The organism is Roseibium sp. MMSF_3247, assembly GCF_030733765.1.
Taxonomy (GTDB): domain Bacteria; phylum Pseudomonadota; class Alphaproteobacteria; order Rhizobiales; family Stappiaceae; genus Roseibium.
The window spans coordinates 352,383-370,940 of record NZ_JASHII010000005.1 but is presented as its reverse complement, the minus strand read 5'-3'; the positions used below and the strand labels follow the sequence as shown (position 1 = coordinate 370,940).

The 18,558-nt window shown below is 56.8% G+C and carries 15 protein-coding genes; 11 read left to right on the top strand and 4 right to left on the bottom strand.

Features of this window, described 5'->3' with window-relative positions; all coding sequences use genetic code 11:
- Positions 1-44 precede the first annotated feature (44 nt).
- Positions 45-1,706: a long-chain fatty acid--CoA ligase gene (locus RBB44_RS18445; protein ID WP_306149062.1), complete on the bottom strand. Its 1,662-nt coding sequence runs from the start codon at positions 1,704-1,706 to the stop codon at positions 45-47.
- Positions 1,707-1,991: 285 nt separating this feature from the next.
- Positions 1,992-3,149 (bottom strand): AAA family ATPase, encoded by a 1,158-nt coding sequence (locus RBB44_RS18440; RefSeq protein ID WP_306149061.1) that lies wholly within the window; start codon positions 3,147-3,149, stop codon positions 1,992-1,994.
- A 167-nt stretch (positions 3,150-3,316) separates the two neighbouring features.
- Here RBB44_RS18440 and RBB44_RS18435 point away from each other — a divergent pair, with 167 nt between their 5' ends.
- Positions 3,317-3,862 carry a hypothetical protein gene (locus tag RBB44_RS18435; RefSeq protein WP_306149060.1) on the top strand — a complete coding sequence of 182 codons (546 nt, stop codon included), beginning with the start codon at positions 3,317-3,319 and terminating at the stop codon, positions 3,860-3,862.
- Positions 3,863-3,874: 12 nt separating this feature from the next.
- On the opposite strand, the gene ade is transcribed toward RBB44_RS18435, so the two are convergent.
- Positions 3,875-5,596: an adenine deaminase gene (ade, locus tag RBB44_RS18430; protein WP_306149059.1), complete on the bottom strand. Its 1,722-nt coding sequence runs from the start codon at positions 5,594-5,596 to the stop codon at positions 3,875-3,877.
- 380 nt (positions 5,597-5,976) lie between these two features.
- Here ade and RBB44_RS18425 point away from each other — a divergent pair, with 380 nt between their 5' ends.
- The 8 genes from RBB44_RS18425 (at position 5,977) to RBB44_RS18390 (ending at position 15,430) form a co-directional block, all read left to right on the top strand.
- Positions 5,977-7,296, top strand: a complete 1,320-nt coding sequence (locus RBB44_RS18425; protein WP_306149058.1) for an ROK family transcriptional regulator — start codon at positions 5,977-5,979, stop codon at positions 7,294-7,296.
- Positions 7,297-7,321: 25 nt separating this feature from the next.
- Positions 7,322-8,338, top strand: coding sequence for a sugar ABC transporter substrate-binding protein (locus RBB44_RS18420; protein WP_133946435.1), 1,017 nt, complete (start codon positions 7,322-7,324; stop codon positions 8,336-8,338).
- A 79-nt stretch (positions 8,339-8,417) separates the two neighbouring features.
- Positions 8,418-9,500 (top strand): ABC transporter permease, encoded by a 1,083-nt coding sequence (locus RBB44_RS18415; RefSeq protein ID WP_306149057.1) that lies wholly within the window; start codon positions 8,418-8,420, stop codon positions 9,498-9,500.
- The gene (locus RBB44_RS18410) at positions 9,500-10,273 is read left to right on the top strand and encodes an ATP-binding cassette domain-containing protein (RefSeq protein ID WP_286189924.1); all 774 of its coding nucleotides are present in this window, start codon (positions 9,500-9,502) and stop codon (positions 10,271-10,273) included. Before RBB44_RS18415 ends, RBB44_RS18410 begins: the two co-directional genes overlap by 1 nt.
- Positions 10,274-10,304: 31 nt before the next feature.
- Positions 10,305-11,252, top strand: coding sequence for a carbohydrate kinase (locus RBB44_RS18405; RefSeq protein ID WP_306149056.1), 948 nt, complete (start codon positions 10,305-10,307; stop codon positions 11,250-11,252).
- 98 nt (positions 11,253-11,350) lie between these two features.
- A complete protein-coding gene (gene zwf, locus RBB44_RS18400; RefSeq protein WP_306149055.1) occupies positions 11,351-12,826 on the top strand; it encodes a glucose-6-phosphate dehydrogenase in 1,476 nt (491 codons plus the stop codon).
- Positions 12,827-12,961: 135 nt separating this feature from the next.
- Positions 12,962-14,782, top strand: a complete 1,821-nt coding sequence (edd, locus tag RBB44_RS18395) for a phosphogluconate dehydratase (RefSeq protein WP_306149054.1) — start codon at positions 12,962-12,964, stop codon at positions 14,780-14,782.
- 9 nt (positions 14,783-14,791) lie between these two features.
- Positions 14,792-15,430: a bifunctional 4-hydroxy-2-oxoglutarate aldolase/2-dehydro-3-deoxy-phosphogluconate aldolase gene (locus tag RBB44_RS18390; RefSeq protein ID WP_306149053.1), complete on the top strand. Its 639-nt coding sequence runs from the start codon at positions 14,792-14,794 to the stop codon at positions 15,428-15,430.
- Positions 15,431-15,469: 39 nt separating this feature from the next.
- Here RBB44_RS18390 and RBB44_RS18385 read toward each other — a convergent pair whose 3' ends face one another.
- Entirely contained in the window at positions 15,470-16,036 is a 567-nt protein-coding gene (locus tag RBB44_RS18385) for a PilZ domain-containing protein (protein ID WP_008190645.1), read from the bottom strand.
- Positions 16,037-16,367: 331 nt separating this feature from the next.
- On the opposite strand from RBB44_RS18385, the gene pgi reads away from it, so the two are divergent.
- Together pgi and RBB44_RS18375 are read left to right on the top strand one after the other, a co-directional pair.
- Positions 16,368-18,005, top strand: coding sequence for a glucose-6-phosphate isomerase (pgi, locus tag RBB44_RS18380; protein WP_306149052.1), 1,638 nt, complete (start codon positions 16,368-16,370; stop codon positions 18,003-18,005).
- Positions 18,006-18,261: 256 nt separating this feature from the next.
- Positions 18,262-18,531 carry a membrane lipoprotein lipid attachment site-containing protein gene (locus RBB44_RS18375; RefSeq protein WP_209174146.1) on the top strand — a complete coding sequence of 90 codons (270 nt, stop codon included), beginning with the start codon at positions 18,262-18,264 and terminating at the stop codon, positions 18,529-18,531.
- Positions 18,532-18,558: the final 27 nt, after the last annotated feature.

The window sequence follows — 18,558 nt, the reverse complement described above, 5'->3', positions numbered from 1 at the left end:
CGAATTGGGCGCGTTAAAGGTCTGACTTCCAAGAGCCGAAGAACTTAAGCGGCGGCAGCGGCGCGCTTGGCAGCCTCTTCTTCCACGAGTTCCTTCTTCGACAGTTTGCCAACCATTGTTTTTGGCAACTCGTCGCGGAACTCGATTTCCCGCGGCAGTTCAATGGCTGACAGGTGATCCTTCAGAAAGGCCTTCAGGTCACCGGCGGTCAGGGAATGCCCGTCCTTGAGCTTGACGAACGCCTTTGGCGACTGGCCACGGTATTCATCAGGGATCGCGATCACGATGGTCTCGTCGACCGCCTCGTTTTGATAAATCGCTTCCTCAATGACACGCGGATACACATTGTAGCCGGAACACAGAATCAGGTCCTTGATCCGGTCGACCAAATAAATGAAGCCGTCTTCGTCCTGGTAGCCGACGTCCCCGGTGTGCAGGTACCCATCTTCCGTGATGGTTTCTGCCGTGGCGTCGTCCCGCTTCCAGTACCCCTTCATCACCTGCTGGCCGTGGATCAGGAGTTCGCCCTTTTCGCCTTGCGCGACCTCAGTCTTGCGGTCCTCAATGTCGACGAACCGCACCTTGGTGCCAGGGACCGGACGTCCGATCGATCCTGCGCGGCGGTTCTCGTCCAGCGGATTGACCGCGGCAACCGGAGACGACTCCGTGAGGCCATAGCCTTCGACCAGAATACAGCCAGTCAGTTTTTCGAAGTTTTCCTTCACTTCAACTGGCAGCGGCGCACCGCCGGAGATGCATAAGTTGATGCTGGACAGGTCGTATTTCTTAGTCTCGTGCGAGTTGTTGATCGCCGTGTAGATGGTTGGCACCCCGGGGAACAGGGTGACTTTCTTCCGAACAATCGACTCCAGCAGCATCTTCAACTCAAACCGCGGTTGCAGAACCATTTCCGCCCCGAGAATGACAGAGAGATTTTGCCCCACCGTCATCGCAAACACATGGAAGAACGGCAGCACGCAGAGCATCTTCTCCTCGCCCGGTTGGGCTTTTTCGAAGATATCGCGCATCTGTTCGATATTGGCGCAGAGGTTCTTGTGCGTCAGCATTGCCCCTTTCGGCACACCGGTTGTCCCACCGGTGTATTGCAGAACGGCGATTGTTTCTTCCGGATCGATCTCAACCGGCTTCGGTTTGCTGCCCTTGGTCTGCAGGTCTTCAAAGCGGACATGCGCCTCGTCCTGCGGGATCGCGGCAAGTTCCTTGCGCTTGAACAAGCTGAAGAGTGTCTTTTTGATGGTCGGCAGACAGAACGTCATCGGACAGACGATGATCTTGTCCAGAACACGTTCTTTCCGGACGTTCTCGACTTTGTCGTAGATCACTTTCAGATCCATGGTGACCATGATGCGCACATCGGCGTCGCGGGCCTGGAAAGCAATTTCGCGCTCAACATAAAGTGGATTGAAGTTGGCGACCGTGCCGCCGATCTTCAGGATCGCGAAGTAGAAGATCGTATAAAAAGGGGTATTGGGCAGGCACAACCCGACATGTACGCCGGGCCCTACACCCATGGCTTGCAATCCGGCCGCGGTGCGGTCAACCAGGTCACCCATCTCACGATAGGACCAGACCTTGCCCATGAAGTCGGCCGCCGGCCGGTCTCCAAAGCGTTCCGCTGAATTGTCGAGGTATTCGTGAATTGGACGGACCTTAAATGCCGCGTTCCACTCCTCCGCACTCGTCATGACGTTCTCCAACGCGTTTTCTCCGGCTCCTTTTTCATGCGAGCCGGTTGATCGATTCAGCCCCCCTACAGCTGAATCCTCCTCCCTGATCGGCAGTGCATATCGCGATGCCGACGCCGGTGTTCCCTACTGACATGACCCAAGCTTCCGTTCACGTCAACCAGCGACGTAACGACACCCCCGCAACTTTTTTGCACTTCTAGGTATAAATTACCCAAAAATTGGCCAGACCCGCACTCAATAGTTGCTTTCATAGGTCATGTCGGCTCCGAACGAGGATGCTCTCTAGCGGCTTGGCCAGCGCCAGCGGGGCGGCTCCGCATCGGCGACTTGCGTCTCTCCAAGCTCCTTGTGGAGATGATGGTGAAGGCACCCTCGCTCTCCGGCAAGAGCATTCACCAAAGGTTCGGCATGCGAGACGACCAGCACCTGGGTCTTTTCGGCAGCTTTCGAAATCAAGCGCGCCAACGGTTCCAGGAGCGAGGGATGCAGGCTGGTTTCCGGCTCGTTCAAAACAATCAATGGCGCCGGGCGCGGAGACAAGAGCGCAGCCGTCAAAAGCAGATACCGCAATGTACCGTCAGAAAGCTCAGCGGCCCGTAGTGGCCTCAACAGCCCTTTTTGTCGCATGAGCAGTTCAAAGTACCCCTCATTGACGGTGATCTCGATCTCCGCTCCGGGAAAAGCATCGTCAATCGCCTCCGCCAACGCCACTTCATCGCCAATCTCCAAAATGGTCTGAAGGGCGGCTGCCAGGTCTGCTCCATCAGCGGAAAGCGCGGGCGTACGCGTCCCGATCTTCGGAAACCTGGCCGGTGCCTCCCGGTCAGTACGAAGATGATCATAGAACCGCCACGCACGCATCCGTTCCCGAAGCACCAAGAGCTCCAGACCGTCTTTCGGGTCGGCGGCATGGGTCATCATGCTGTCAAACCGGGCCAGATTTTGGACCACAGGCAGGCGTTGCCCTTGTTGGTTCAAGACCCGAACCGACGGACCGTTGCGCCCGGCAATCTCGTTAGACCGTGACAGCGCCTCTCCCGCCCAAAGCGCTTCGCATTTGATTTCAGGGTCCATTGAAAAATAGGAACGGCCAGCATCCGCGGGCAGTCCAAGGTCGATCGCGTAGCCGTAATCTTCGTCGGCAAACCCCAGTTTCAGGGCAACAGTTCCCTTTCGAACCGTGCCTTGCACCGGCACCTCTCCCCGCTTCATGGCGCGTGACACGGTTTCCGGACCAGCCCAAAGCGTTGAATTCAAGCCACCTTCGGAGGCGAGCGATGCAATAGCCCGTCCTTGCGCGACTTCGGCTAGGAGCCGGATCGAGCGGTACAGGCTGGATTTGCCGCTGCCGTTGGCACCGGTGATCAAAGTAATCCGGTCGAGCGGTAATATGAGATCACGCAAGGAGCGGTAACCGGAGACGGCAAAAGTAAGAAGCATGCCTGGATCCTAGAAACTGGCCAGAATTCGTTTTGGACTTTGCAGAAACCCGAACTAAGCTGGAAGATCAGCGGGCGTTAAATCGGGATCGATTTCACGCCTAAAGCTGATCGCTCTTAAAGGAGCACCGAGGCAGCCTGTTGCCTGAATGCAGAAACTGAAAGGCCATGTTTAATCCCAAAGAGGCGGCGGACGATAGCCGCGCTTTGAACATTGTCATTTTATTTTTCGTTGCCGTTGCGGTGATCTTCTCGATCGGTCTCCACTTCGACAGCGCCCTCAAATACTGGCTACTCAGCAAATTCGGTGAAACTGCGACCGGGACCGTTGTGCAGATCACCAAGCCCTCGACCGATCCGAACGAGATGCGTGACCTCGCCCGGCAAAGCCCGCGCAACTATTTGAAAAACCGCCAGACTTGGGTGACCGGTGACAGCCTGCTGATTGAGTTTCAACCAGAAAGCGGAACGCTTGAATATGTCTCTTTCAAGCGGCCGCCCGGCAGCACTGTTGGTCAGGCAGGCAAAGCAATCGACATCGTCTACTTGCCGCTCAATCCGCGGATCGCGCATCCGCGCACCCATCTTGCAGACTTTGCCTTTGACGCCAAGATCATGATGGGCTCGCTGATCGCCGCGATGATCACCTTTTGGCTGCTGGTCGAAGCGTTTGTCTCCTGGATCAGGTTCCGGAAAACCATGCGCCATTACTGACGACCAGAAGCGCTACGACCCCTGATCAACCAGCTCGAACTTGTTGACATCAAAAACACCGAAATCTGTGATTTTGAGATGCGGAATAACCGGCAGCGGCAGAAACGCCACTTGTAGGAACGGTTCCGCCAGTGTGCAGCCAAGAGCCTTCGCGGCATGTCGAAGGTCTTCCAACTCATGACGCACCGTCTCGAACGGCTCCAGGCTCATGAGACCGGCAAGTGGCAGCGCCAGCTCGGCCTTCACGCCGTCCTGGCCGGCGACCGCAAATCCGCCCTTCATGGCAATCACCCGGTTGACTGCATGGGCCATCGCCGCTTCGTCAGCGCCAACAACACAGATGTTGTGACTGTCATGGCCAACCGAGGAAGCAATAGCTCCTTGTTTCATGCCGAACCCGTGGACGAACCCGAGGCCGATGTTGCCGGTGCCTTTGTGCCGCTCAACGACTGCGACCTTCAGAACGTCCTGATCAAAATCCACCAGGGTCTTGCCGCCATTTACCGGCAACGTGCGTATCAGGTGTTCCGTGATGATCTTGCCGGGGATGACACCAATCACATCGGCTTCGCTGTTGCGGGCCGGAATGTTGAATGATGCCGCACTGACCTCATTGGCCTTGACGCTATCAAGCCCAACAGGCGCGACAATGCTGCGGGTCGCAAAAGCGGCATCATTGGCAACAACACCGCCACAGATCGCGGTTTCAACACGGCAGTCTTCGAAATCGCTCAACAAGGCAATATCGGCGCGTTTTCCGGGAGCCAACACGCCTCTGTCTTTCAGGCCAAAGGCATTCGCCGCTGACCAGCTTGCGGCGCGATAGACGTCAAGGGGCCGGGTCCCCTTGGCGATCAACCGCCGGATCATGCTGTCGAGATGCCCCTCCTCCGCAATATCCAAAGGATTGCGATCATCGGTGCAAAGCGCAACGAAAGCCGAGGTATCGGAGGTCAAGATCGGCGCCAACGCATCGAGATCCTTGCAGACCGACCCCTCCCGCATCAGCACTGCCATGCCTTTGGATAGCTTTTCCTGCGCTTCTTCAGCTGACGTTGCCTCGTGATCGGTCCGGATTCCGGCCGCTAGGTAGCCATTGAGCGGTTTGCCACCGAGCAAAGGCGCATGGCCATCGATATGTCCGTCCTGGAAAGCTGCAAGCTTGGCAAGCACCTTCGGATCACGCGCCAGAACACCCGGAAAATTCATGAATTCCGCAAGACCAATAACGCTTGGATGGTCTTTGAACGGCAGAAGATCTTCTATTTCCAGGCAAGCGCCAGCTGTCTCGAACGCGGTTGCCGGAACACAGGACGACAGGTTCACTTTCAAATCCATGATGGTTTGCAATGAACTGTCCAAAAAGTAGCGAATGCCCTGTGCGCCCAGAACGTTGGCAATCTCATGCGGGTCACAAATCGCAGTCGTAACCCCATGCGGCAGGACACAGCGATCGAATTCAAAGGGCGTTACCAATGAAGATTCGACATGAAGATGCGTGTCGATGAACCCGGGCACCGCTGTAAGACCCGTTCCATCAATGGTGTTTTCCGCCTCATAGGTGTCATGCGTTCCAACAATTCGGTCGCCGACGATGGCAATATCCGTCGTCACAGACGACCCGTCGACGACGCTGAACATCTGCACGTTCTTGATGACCAGATCCGCCGCAATCTCCCCCGCACCCGCGGCTATAGCCTTGTCCAAAAAGCTCTCGTCGTGGCGGTGCGGCATGGTTCGGATCTCCTGTTCTTTTTCTAGAAGCGGACCTTAGCGTTCAGCAGCCCGGATCAGAAAGCCCCAAGCGGCATTTTCCACGTGGCAGATTTCTGCGTGCACTTCATCACCCCTGTCAAAGGGCAATCGAGCTCCAACCTCTGTCCAAATCGAGCGCATTTTTCCGAATTTGATCTTCAACGTCACTTTCTATTAATTAAATCACATTTAATAATTATCGAAAACTCAATCACCTACCGCAGGACAGCAACGAAACGCTGCGGCGCAGCACGGAAATCGAATTGACAGTTTCCCGAATGGCGAGAATAATTTTTCCAAAATAAATAATTATGGTCTTGCAGTGAAAGCGGACCCGGAATGACCGAGGGAGGAGGCCAATGGATGAAATCCGGAAAAGCGGCCGCGGCTCGAATTCTGTCCAGCTGAGACGCTATAACGAGCGGATCGTCTTACAGATATTGCGGCGTGCGGGAGAAGCGTCGAAGGCCGAACTCGCCCGGGCTGTGCAACTGACGAATGCGGCTATTGGCGCGATCATTCAGACCCTCATCGAAGAGGGCCTCATCGTGGAAGCTGGCAAACGCCATGATGGCAGCCGCGGTCAGCCCGCCACAATTCTGAAACTCGCGCCGCGGGGCGCATTTTCCTTTGGCGTTCGTCTGGACCGGACGAGCCTGGAAACGGTGCTGATGGATTTTTCCGGTCAGATCATCAATCGCCGAACACATGAGATGATCCTGCCGGAGCCCGCAAAAGCCCTTACGATCCTGACTGATGACCTGGAACAGTTGCGGGAAGACCTAAGCGAGGGAGAACAGGATCGCATCACCGGCATCGGGCTTGCTCAGCCCTTTAATCTTGGCGCATGGCTCCATGAACTCGGCTTGCCTGAGGCGCATTTCAAGGACTGGGAAGACTACGATCTTGCGAGCGCCCTTGAAGAGGAAACCGGTCTTCCGGTCTTCAGTGAAAACGACGGCACGGCAGCCGCTGTTGCAGAGCTTTTTTATGGTGTTGGGCGTCAGAACGACAACTTTCTCTACCTGTTCCTGGGACCCGCAATTGGCGGCGGCTTGGTGATGAACGGTGATGTCGTTCGCGGCGTTTCCGGCAATGCTGGTGACGTTGCGATGATCCCGGTTCCGCCGAGCAAATTGCCGACCGCCAACGCTCCGCGTCAGGAATGGGACTTGCTCCTGGCAAGGGCCAGCCTGGTTGCTCTCGCCAGGCATATGTCACCGGAAAACTTTTCCAATTTGAGCCGCACTGATTTGCGCCAGGCCATAGAGGCAGCAGACGATAAGGCACGCGAATGGACAGAAGACTGTGTCAGCGCACTCGCCGTTTCGCTCCGCTCAGCCTTTGCGATCCTCGACATGCCTCTGGTCGTTTTGGACAGTGACCTCGGGAATGATTTCAACACAAGCTTTGCAGAAGCGATGGCGTCAGCTGTTGCAGATGCAGCGCCGGAGAGCCGGACCTCGCCTCAGATGGCAACCGGCAGCTTCGGACAGGATGCCGGTGCCGTCGGCGCGGCCAGCCTGCCACAGTTTTTCAACTTCTCGCCCCGGACAGCGATCCTTACTGGAGGCAGGTCGCTTGGACCTGCCGGATCTGGCCGGAGCGAAGACCGTGCCGGTTTTCCGGCGCGGGCAGCACGGTTGGGGTCACATCTGGCCACACCCAATCGTGTTTAGAAACAGGCCAGGGAGGAAACATACAATGATCCGCAAACTACTCGCGACCGGTTCCGTTCTTGCCGCAATGGCAGCGACACCGGCCATGGCGGCTGACCTGTCCGCCTGCCTGATCACCAAAACGGACACCAACCCGTTTTTCGTGAAGATGAAAGAAGGCGCGACGGCAAAAGCCGAAGAACTCGGCATTGAACTGAAGTCTTTCGCTGGCAAGGTCGATGGCGACCACGAGACCCAGGTTGCAGCGATTGAAACCTGCATCGCAGATGGCGCCAAGGGCATTCTGCTAACGGCATCCGACACCTCTTCCATCGTACCTGCTGTCCAGCAAGCGCGCGACAATGGGCTTCTGGTCATTGCACTCGACACACCGCTGAACCCGATCGACGCAGCCGATGCCACGTTTGCAACCGACAACTTCCTGGCCGGTGAACTGATCGGCAAATGGGCGGCCGGTTCGCTTGGCGATGAGGCGGCAAATGCCAAGATCGCAATGCTTGATCTTGCCATCAGCCAACCAACTGTCGGCGTGTTGCGCGACCAAGGCTTCCTGCAGGGCTTCGGCATCGATCTTGGTGACCCGAACAAGTGGGGCGATGAAACCGATCCGCGGATCGTTGGCAACGATGTCACGCAGGGCAACGAAGAAGGCGGCCGCCGGGCGATGGAAAACCTGCTCGCCAAAGATCCGATGATCAACGTCGTCTACACGATCAATGAACCGGCTGCAGCCGGCGCCTATGAAGCTCTCAAGTCAATTGGCCGGGAAAACGATGTTCTGATCGTCTCCGTCGACGGTGGCTGCCCAGGTGTTCAAAACGTCAAGGACGGCGTCATTGGCGCAACCTCGCAGCAATACCCGCTGTTGATGGCCTCGCTCGGCATCGAAGCCATCAAGGAGTGGGCGGACAACGGTAACAAGCCGGAACCGACACCGGGCAAGGACTTTTTTGACACCGGTGTTGCACTTGTCACCGACAAGCCGGTGGACGGCGTTGAATCCATCGACACCACCGAAGGCACAAATCTTTGCTGGGGCTAAACCGGTAAAGATGAAAGCGAAGCGAAAGGGGCAAGGCCGCCTTGCCCCTTTTACAACAGGCGCATAGAGGGAAACGGGCATGACCTCAGAAACGAAGACGGACCGCGGCCCTGCAGAGTTTGAATCTGCAGCATCAAAAGGCCCGCAATCCGTTGCCGAATTCGACGATCACCACCAGACCATCGGCCAGAAGATCCAGCACACCCTGCATCAGACGCCGTCCTTGGTGCCCCTGATCGTGCTGCTGTTGTCCATACTGATTTTTGGACTGTTACTGGGTTCAAAGTTCTTCTCTCCCTTCGCCATGACGCTGATCCTCCAACAAGTTCAGATCGTCGGCATTGTGGCCGCAGCCCAAAGCATCGTGATCCTAACAGCGGGCATTGACCTGTCGGTTGGCGCGATCATGGTTCTGTCGTCTGTGGTCATGGGCCAATTCACGTTCCGCTACGGACTCCCCGTTGAAGTCGCCATTGCAGCTGGACTCATTTGCGGAACGATCTGCGGCTATATCAACGGTTTCCTCGTGGCTGTCGTCAAACTGCCGCCGTTCATCGTGACGCTTGGTATGTGGCAGATCGTTCTTGCGACCAACTTTCTCTATTCGGCGAATGAGACCATTCGCTCACAGGAAATCGCCGAACAGGCGCCCCTCCTTCAGTTCTTTGGCAACAAAGTTACCGTTGGTGGAGCGATATTCACCTACGGGGTGATCTTTATGGTGCTTCTTGTGCTGGTGCTGGCTTACGTATTGCGCCAAACCGCCTGGGGCCGGCACGTCTATGCCATCGGTGATGATCCAGAGGCCGCGCAATTGTCCGGGGTTCAAGTCAAACGCGTGCAGATTTCCGTCTACATGCTCTCAGGACTTATTTGCGCCTTCGCCGGCTGGGCAATGATCGGGCGGATCGGGTCCGTCTCACCAACAACCGGTCAGCTGGCCAATATCGAATCCATCACCGCTGTGGTGATTGGCGGGATCTCGCTGTTCGGTGGACGCGGGTCGATCCTTGGAACCCTGTTTGGGGCCTTGATTGTTGGCGTCTTCACGCTTGGGCTGCGTCTGCTCGGGGCAGATGCCCAATGGACCTATCTCCTGATCGGCCTTCTCATCATCGCGGCGGTTGCTGTCGACCAATGGATCAGAAAGGTATCTGTCTGATGGAACCTGTTCTTCAAGCAAGCAATCTGGTCAAACGCTACGGCCGTGTCGTTGCCATGGACCATGCCGACTTCGAGCTGTATCCGGGTGAAATCCTTGCCGTGATTGGTGACAACGGTGCCGGCAAATCAACCTTGATCAAGGCGCTCAGTGGCGCAGTTTTGCCGGATGAAGGAGAAATCCGGCTCGACGGCAAACCGGTGCATTTCCATTCGCCCATCGATGCGCGATCTGCCGGGATCGAAACCGTCTACCAGACGCTCGCCATGTCTCCGGCCTTGTCGATCACCGACAACATGTTCATGGGCCGCGAGCTGCGCAAACCAGGCTTCCGCGGCAAATGGCTCCGCCAACTCGATCATAAAAAAATGGAACAGATTGCCCGGGACAAATTGAACGAGCTCGGCCTTTTGACCATTCAAAACATCAACCAGGCCGTCGAGACCCTGTCCGGCGGCCAGCGCCAAGGAGTGGCGGTCGCCCGTGCGGCTGCGTTCGGCTCGAAAGTTGTCATCATGGACGAACCCACCGCGGCCCTTGGCGTCAAGGAAAGCCGGCGGGTTCTGGAGTTGATCAAGGACGTGAAAGCGCGTGGCCTGCCGATCGTTCTGATCAGCCACAACATGCCGCACGTTTTCGAAGTCGCAGACCGCATTCACATCCACCGGCTTGGTCGGCGCGCCTGTGTGATCAAGCCGGACGACTTTTCCATGTCGGACGCCGTCGCGATCATGACCGGTGCCATGGATCCGCCAGAAGACATGGCGGCGTGAGCAACCGGCGACGAAAAGAATAGGACCAAAAATGTATTTGATTTGCGGTGAAGCCTTGTTTGATCTCTTTGGGGCGGACACCTCGGGAACTAGTGTCGGCTTTGACGGCCGAATCGGCGGATCGCCCTTCAACGTCGCCATGGGGCTTGCCCGTCTCGGCGAAGACGCCGCGTTTTTCGGCGGCATATCGAACGACGTTCTTGGCGAGAAGCTGATTGGGAAACTGAGAGACGAAGGGGTTTCCGATCGCTTTGTTGTACGCAGCGACAATCTGACGACCCTGAGCCTGGTTCAACAGGACCCTGACGGGCAACCCGCCTATACATTCTATGGCGCCAATGCGGCTGACAGGATGATAACCGAAAGGGATCTCCCAGTTTTCGAGGTTCCGCCGTCGTTCATTCACATCGGGTCTTATACGGCGCTCACAGAGCCTGTAGCTTCGGCACTAAAAACCCTGATCGCAAGAGAACATGCTCGGTGCCTCGTCTCCTTTGACCCCAATATCCGGCCCACTGTGGTCGCCGATATGGACAAGTGGCGGACCAACACAACCGCGATTGTTCCTTACACTGACGTCATCAAAGTCAGCGATGAAGACCTCGCTTTGATCGCCCCGGGAGAACCTGTCGAGGCGATTGCTCGTGATTGGCTTGCAGAAGGCGCCAAGCTGGTGATTGTCACGCGCGGGAAAGACGGGGCCTCCGCCTACACAGATCAATCCGAAGCAAGTGTGCCCGGCGTTGCAGTCGACGTGGTCGACACAGTTGGCGCCGGGGACACCTTTCAGGCAGCTCTATTGTCCGGACTGAATATACTGGGTGCAAACAACCGCGAGGGCCTCACGGCGCTCGAACAAGCGCAGCTCACAAGATTGCTCACATTTTGCACCCAAGCCGCTGCCATCACCTGTTCGCGGCGCGGGGCGGATCTCCCAACCAAGACAGATCTTGAAAAAGAGGGCTGCTCTTTGGTTTGAGGGGCTGACAAGAGAATTAAATCGATTTAAAAGACATCCGAATGTCACGATGCTTAGACTAGAACGGCGAAATTCGCTGGCTTGGAAGGGATAAGAACATGGCGGTCCGCGTCATTGAAGTAGCCGAATTCGATCTGGTTGTGTTCGGTGCCTCCGGAGACCTTGCACATCGCAAGCTGTTGCCGGCCCTTTACCACCGGGATGCGGACGGACAAATGCCGGATGACGCACGGATCATTGCCAGCGCGCGCCGTGCCTATTCAGACGATGATTATCGCGACTACGCTCGGAAGGCCTTGAAGGAGCATGTGTCCGACCTCGACGACGCGCATCTGGAAAAATTCCTGAAACGCATCCGGTACGTGAAAATCGACATCGGGACCGGTGAAGGCTTCGAAGACCTCAAGACGGTTCTGGAAGAACGCGAAGATGTCATCCGTGCGTTCTACCTTGCTGTCGGCCCGGACCTCTTTGGCACCATATGCGAAAATCTCGGCAAGATCGGCGTTGTGAACACCCATTCCCGCGTGGTTATGGAAAAGCCGATTGGCAAGGATGGCGCATCAGCCAAAGCATTGAACGCAACCGTCGGCGCAGTGTTCAACGAAGATCAGATCTTCCGGATCGACCACTACCTCGGCAAGGAGACCGTGCAGAACCTCATGGCTCTACGGTTTGCCAACGCCCTGTTCGAGCCCCTTTGGAACGCTGCACACATTGATCATGTCCAGATCACGGTCGCCGAGTCGCTGGGGACCGGTGGCCGGGCCGGCTATTACGACACGGCGGGCGCACTCCGGGACATGGTCCAGAACCACATTCTGCAGCTTTTGTGCCTGGTGGCCATGGAACCGCCAGAGTCGATGAACGCCGACAGTGTGCGCGATGAAAAACTGAAGGTTCTGAAAGCCCTCGCCCCGATTGGCGAGCACAATGCCGACAAACTGACTGTCCGCGGCCAATACCGCGCCGGAGCATCAGCCGGCGGCGCAGTTCCAGGTTACCTGGAAGAACTCGGCAATGATCAAAGCGGAACGGAAACCTTTGTTGCGCTGAAAGCGGAAATTGCCAATTGGCGATGGGCCGGTGTCCCGTTCTACTTGCGCACCGGTAAGCGCCTCGCTCAACGGGTTTCCGAGATCGTCGTTCAGTTCCGCCCTATTCCCCACTCGATCTTCGACGAGGAAGCCGGTGCGATCACTGCAAACCGCCTCATCATACGCCTTCAGCCTGATGAAGGCGTACAGATGAAGGTGATGATTAAGGACCCGGGCCCAGGCGGCATGCGCCTGCGCCAGGTGCCACTGGACATGAGCTTTGCCGAAGCCTTTAAGGTCCGGAACCCGGATGCCTATGAGCGGCTGATTATGGATGTGATCCGCGGCAACCAGACCCTTTTCATGCGCCGCGACGAAGTCGATGCAGCCTGGGCCTGGATTGATCCAATTCAGGCGGCCTGGGCGGCTTCCAAGGAAACGCCAAAGGGGTACACGGCCGGAACGTGGGGACCATCAGCCTCCATCGCCCTGGTTGAACGTGACGGCCGCACCTGGGCAGAAGACGAACTGGTTTAAACGCCGGAAAGTGCGTCTTTTGACGCATATTTCTGAGATTTAAATCGATTAAATGACACAAACAGTCATTACGCTCTATCTAAAGAGTTGAGAGAGACCGGCTTCAACACTGCCGGAGGATGAGGGAGACAAGCCATGGCCATCAGGGATCGTGTCGGCGAGGTCACCGAACGGATCGTCAAACGCAGCCACGACAGTCGAAGTGCCTATCTTGAACGCATCGGCAAGGCTGCAGACCAAGGCCCACAGCGTTCGCGATTGTCCTGCGGCAACCTCGCCCACGGATTTGCCGCATGCGGCCTGTCCGACAAAGCCGCCTTGTCCGGTGATGTGGTACCGAACCTCGGCATAATCACCGCATACAACGACATGTTGTCCGCCCATCAGCCCTATGAGACCTATCCGGACCTGATCCGGCAGGCAGCACGGGAGGTCGGAGCGGTGGCGCAGGTCGCAGGCGGCGTACCGGCCATGTGCGATGGGGTCACCCAGGGCCAGGACGGCATGGAGCTGTCCCTGTTCTCGCGTGATGTGATTGCTATGGCGGCAGCTGTCGGCCTGTCGCACCAGATGTTTGATGCGGCCGTGTTTCTCGGCATCTGCGACAAGATCGTGCCTGGCCTCACGATAGCAGCTCTGTCTTTCGGCCATCTGCCGGCTGTGTTCATTCCTGCAGGCCCAATGACCACAGGGATCTCGAACGACGAGAAAGCGAAGGTCCGCCAGCTCTATGCGGAAGGCAAAGTTGGCCGTGACGCGCTTCTGGAGTCAGAGTCCAAGGCCTACCACTCTCCCGGCACCTGTACGTTTTACGGCACAGCAAATTCCAACCAGATGCTGATGGAGATCATGGGCCTGCACATGCCGGGTGCCTCTTTCGTCAATCCGGGCACGCCACTCCGCGAAGCTTTGACCAAGGAAGCGGCCAAGCGTGCGCTGGCAATCTCCGCCCTTGGCAACGAGTTCACCCCTGCCGGTGAAATCATCAACGAAAAAGCCATCGTCAACGGGGTTGTCGGCCTCCACGCCACCGGCGGCTCAACGAACCATACCATGCACTTGGTGGCGATGGCCGCAGCGGCCGGGATCCGGCTGACCTGGGACGATATCTCGGATCTTTCGGATGTGGTTCCACTGCTTGCGCGCGTGTATCCGAACGGGAAAGCCGACGTGAACCACTTCCAGGCAGCGGGCGGTCTTGCGTTCCTGATCCGCGAACTCTTGGGCGACGGATACCTCCATCAGGATGTGAAAACCGTCTACGGCAGTGATCTCTCCGGTTATACGGTCGAGGCAAAACTCGACGCGGACGGCAATGTTATCCGGGACCCCGCCCCGCAAATCTCCGGCGATGAGACGGTTCTGGCACCAGCTGACAAAGCATTCCAGCCGACGGGTGGTCTCAAAATGCTGACCGGGAACATCGGCAAAGCGGTGATCAAAATCTCCGCAGTTGCCAAAGAGCGCCATATCATTGAGGCCCCGGCCCGCGTCTTTCACTCGCAGGAAGACTTTCTGAAAGCGTTTTCCAACAAGGAACTCAATGGAGACGTTGCAGCTGTTGTCCGGTTCCAGGGCCCGAAAGCCTGCGGCATGCCGGAGCTTCACAAGCTGACCCCATCCTTGGGCATCCTTCAGGATCGTGGTCATAAGGTTGCGCTCATAACAGACGGCCGCATGTCCGGCGCATCGGGCAAGGTTCCAGCGGCCATCCACGTGACACCGGAAGCTGCCAATGGCGGGCCGATCGCAAAGATCCAGGACGGTGACCTCATCCGCATCAATGCGATTACCGGTGAACTGACGGTTCTCGTTGACGAGGCCGAGCTCGATGCGCGACCGGTTGCACAAGAAGACCTAAGCCATCATCAATTCGGTGTCGGCCGCGACCTGTTTGCCGCCTTCAGGGCCAATGTCGGAACGGCAGATGCCGGCGCGCATGTTTTTGACGTTTGAGGAAAGCTAATGGGACAAGATATTTCAAAAATCGAAGCGGTCATGACAGCGGCGCCGGTGATCCCGGTTCTGGTGATCGAAGACCCGAAAAAAGCTGTCCCTATGGCGGAGGCTCTGGTTCGCGGCGGATTGCCGGCCATCGAAATCACGCTCCGTACACCGCATGCCCTGGAAGCAATTGCTGCTGTCAATGAGCACGTGGAAGGCGCGATCGTAGGGGCTGGAACTGTCCTGACGCCTCAGCAGTATGACGCAGTTGTTTCCGCTGGCGCGCGGTTTGTTGTTTCGCCCGGTGCGACGGATACGCTCTTGGACGCGGCTGATGAACACGGCGTGCCGCTGTTGCCGGGAGCGGCAACTGCTTCGGAGGTTATGAAGCTTCTGGAACGCGGTTATGAACGGCTGAAGTTCTTTCCGGCGGAACAAGCAGGTGGTTCGCCTTACCTCAAGTCTCTGTCATCGCCCTTGGCTGCCGCAAAATTCTGCCCAACCGGTGGGGTCAGCCTCGAAAAAGCGCCTGACTATCTGAGCCTGCCAAATGTTTTGTGCGTGGGGGGGTCGTGGATAGCAGATGCAAAGGCAATTGCTTCAGAAGACTGGTCCGGTATTGAGGAACGGGCGCGTGCGGCCTCCCAACTCGGCAAGTAGCAGATCGACCGGCGAACCCCGCTGCTCGGCAGATGCTTTTTAGGCTGAGGCGGCCTCTGATTCCGGCGCCTCATCCTCGCTTCCGTCGACTTTGCGGTCCCAAAGAAGGCGCAGCCCACCGGATGTGTCATTCCGCCAGGCAAATTCGGCAACGACAGGCTTGCCGAATTTTTTCATGGTCAAAAGCACCTCTTCCGGCAAAGCAGGCAGGCTTTTCGCCATAACGCGGCAACCGTTGTTACCCGCGTCCACGATCGTGCCGGAAATCTCGGTGATCCCCTCAAAGTCGGAAATCTTCACCGGAATGCTGACGTTGTTCCGTTTCTCCCGGCGTTTATCGGAGAAACTTTCAGTCGATTTCACAAACAAGACGGCCGCATCAGAGTCCTTGCGGGACGTGATCTGACATTTGACGAGCTTGTCGGAGTCTTTCGGGCGAATACCGATATTCTTGCTCAGCTCCTGAATATCGGGAGAAGTCAGGCGGCATCCCCATTCCCCGACATTAGAAACAACACCACTGATCACTGACAGATTGTCAAAATCTACAACGAGAACCTCTTCTTCGGCCTCGGGTTTATCCTGCAAGTGCGCAAGTGCATTCATTACCGCCTCCAACAACCCTTTTTACTTAGGGTTATTATCATTTCAAATCGCTTAACATCTTCAATTTTACGCACCTGTTTGCAGGCATCTCGGCAGATTTCAGTGCGGTTCCAATGCATCGGCTTGTCCGGCGCAGGTAAACAAGATCCATTCAGATACATCGAATGCCGATCACATCCAGTCACACAGCTTTTTTTGACAACATGCATCGCGCCAATGGTCCTTTCCCAAACGAACGCATCTTTTAGGATCAAGGCAGCTGTGCTATCTGAAGCAGCCACATTCAAATTGCCCAGAAATACGGGGCCTAAATCGATTTAAGGAGAGCCGCGTGACGCTCGAAACGACCTTCACCATGCTCGCTCAGCAAGCCGAGACCCTGTCCGCGACCTCTCTTCGAAACATGTTTCAAGAAGACCCAGATCGGTTTGCGAAGTTTTCCGCACGCTGTGAAGATCTTCTGCTCGATTATTCAAAAATCAAACTGGATGCCAAGACCCTGGAGCTGTTGCTGCAAGTCGCGCGCGAGGCGGAAGTCGACGTAAAACGCACTGCAATGTTTTCGGGTGAAAAGATCAACGCCACCGAACACCGCGCCGTCCTGCACACGGCCCTGCGCAACCAGTCCGCCGATCCGGTTCTGGTCGACGGCGCAGATGTGATGCCAGACATTCGCGCGGTCCTTGATGCGATGACCAATTTCTCGGAAGCTGTAAGATCCGGGGACCTAACATCTTCAGCCGGAACCGCTTTCACCGATGTCGTCAACATCGGCATTGGCGGGTCGGATCTTGGCCCGGCAATGACCACTTTGGCGCTCGCCCCCTATCATGATGGGCCGGAGCTCCACTACGTTTCCAATGTCGACGGTGCGCACATTGCCGACACGCTGGAGAAGCTGGATCCAGCCTCAACCCTAATCATCGTGGCGTCCAAGACTTTCACCACGGTTGAAACGATGACCAACGCGCAGACAGCGCGCAAATGGATCGCAGATGCTCTGGGTGAAGAAGCGGTTGGTGCGCATTTCGCTGCCGTCTCAACAGCACTCGACAAGGTCGAAGCCTTCGGGATCGACGAAACGCGCGTTTTCGGTTTCTGGGACTGGGTTGGCGGCCGATACTCCATCTGGTCGGCCATTGGCCTGCCGTTGATGATCGCAATCGGGCCGGACGCCTTCAACGAATTTCTGGAAGGCGCATATGCGATGGATGTGCATTTCCAGGATGCACCGATGGAAGAGAACCTTCCCGTTTTGATGGCCCTGATCGGGATTTGGCACCGCAACGTTTTGGGCTATGGCGCGCGTGCCGTTCTTCCGTACGATCAGCGCCTCGCCCGGCTTCCCGCCTACTTGCAGCAGCTTGACATGGAATCCAACGGCAAGCGGGTCAAATTGGACGGCACATTGGTCAACACTGACACCGGCCCGCTCGTTTGGGGAGAACCCGGCACCAACGGTCAGCACGCATTTTATCAGCTGCTTCATCAGGGCACGACCGTAATCCCATGCGAGTTCCTGATTGCGGCTCGAGGTCATGAAGACGACCTGACGCATCAGCACGAGCTCTTGATCTCCAATTGTTTGGCACAATCGGAAGCGTTGATGCTTGGCCGGACACTTGAAGAGGCCGCAGCGCAACTCTCATCAGCAGGCCTCGATGACGATGAAATCGCACGCTTGGCGCCACATAAGGTTTTTCCGGGCGACCGGCCGTCACTGACGCTCGTCTATGACGAACTGACGCCTTTCGCACTTGGCCGATTGATTGCCTTTTACGAGCACCGTGTCTTTGTTGAAGGCGTGATCTGGGGCATCAACTCCTTCGACCAATGGGGTGTGGAACTGGGCAAGGAGTTGGCAACAGCTCTTTTGCCGATGGTCAAAGGCGAAGCTGAACCTGTGACAAAAGACTCCTCCACAAAAGGACTGCTTGCCGCTCTGCAATCAGCAAGCACAAACGCCTGACGAATTGGTGAATTGGGCGCAGGCAGGCTCATAAGGCCATACTTTCGCCTCACCGCACAGGTCTTTGTGCATCAATAGAGGCCTGCGTTGCTTTGCGAATTCCATAGGGCATGACAACAACCACGACTTATGTGGCGATTGCCGGTTTGGCAAAACCAACTTACGCTGTGTTCATTGATTTACGCTCCGTGATTCGCCATTGTGGAGCGAAAAGAGAGGTGCCGGCAGGCGTCCTTATAATGAGGAGATCTCAGTTATGAAAAAGCTTGTTTTGCTCGCAGGCATCACCCTTGCCTTGGCCGGGTGCCAATCTGACAGTTCGCGCGATCGCGCGCTCGTCGGCGGCGGTCTTGGCGCGGCAACCGGCGCTGCAATTGGCGCAGCAGCCACGGGCGATGTCGGCGGCGCACTTGTTGGTGCGGCGATCGGCGGCGCCGGCGGTGCGATTGTTGGCAGCGCAACAACACCGAAAAATTGCGTAGCGTATGACCGCTACGGCAATCCATACCGGGTAGCCTGCCCGTAACCTTTGAGCATGTCCGGCCACGAACAT

What these genes read in the sequence shown, in the direction of transcription:
- RBB44_RS18425 (WP_306149058.1), top strand. Translation starts at nt 5,977, where the DNA reads ATGGATGAAATCCGGAAAAGCGGCCGCGGCTCGAATTCTGTCCAGCTG.
- RBB44_RS18390 (WP_306149053.1), top strand. Translation starts at nt 14,792, where the DNA reads ATGGGACAAGATATTTCAAAAATCGAAGCGGTCATGACAGCGGCGCCG.
- RBB44_RS18405 (WP_306149056.1), top strand. Translation starts at nt 10,305, where the DNA reads ATGTATTTGATTTGCGGTGAAGCCTTGTTTGATCTCTTTGGGGCGGAC.
- RBB44_RS18415 (WP_306149057.1), top strand. Translation starts at nt 8,418, where the DNA reads ATGACCTCAGAAACGAAGACGGACCGCGGCCCTGCAGAGTTTGAATCT.
- RBB44_RS18440 (WP_306149061.1), bottom strand. Translation starts at nt 3,149, where the DNA reads ATGCTTCTTACTTTTGCCGTCTCCGGTTACCGCTCCTTGCGTGATCTC.
- RBB44_RS18375 (WP_209174146.1), top strand. Translation starts at nt 18,262, where the DNA reads ATGAAAAAGCTTGTTTTGCTCGCAGGCATCACCCTTGCCTTGGCCGGG.
- zwf (WP_306149055.1), top strand. Translation starts at nt 11,351, where the DNA reads ATGGCGGTCCGCGTCATTGAAGTAGCCGAATTCGATCTGGTTGTGTTC.
- RBB44_RS18385 (WP_008190645.1), bottom strand. Translation starts at nt 16,036, where the DNA reads ATGAATGCACTTGCGCACTTGCAGGATAAACCCGAGGCCGAAGAAGAG.
- RBB44_RS18445 (WP_306149062.1), bottom strand. Translation starts at nt 1,706, where the DNA reads ATGACGAGTGCGGAGGAGTGGAACGCGGCATTTAAGGTCCGTCCAATT.
- edd (WP_306149054.1), top strand. Translation starts at nt 12,962, where the DNA reads ATGGCCATCAGGGATCGTGTCGGCGAGGTCACCGAACGGATCGTCAAA.
- RBB44_RS18420 (WP_133946435.1), top strand. Translation starts at nt 7,322, where the DNA reads ATGATCCGCAAACTACTCGCGACCGGTTCCGTTCTTGCCGCAATGGCA.
- RBB44_RS18410 (WP_286189924.1), top strand. Translation starts at nt 9,500, where the DNA reads ATGGAACCTGTTCTTCAAGCAAGCAATCTGGTCAAACGCTACGGCCGT.
- RBB44_RS18435 (WP_306149060.1), top strand. Translation starts at nt 3,317, where the DNA reads ATGTTTAATCCCAAAGAGGCGGCGGACGATAGCCGCGCTTTGAACATT.
- ade (WP_306149059.1), bottom strand. Translation starts at nt 5,596, where the DNA reads ATGCCGCACCGCCACGACGAGAGCTTTTTGGACAAGGCTATAGCCGCG.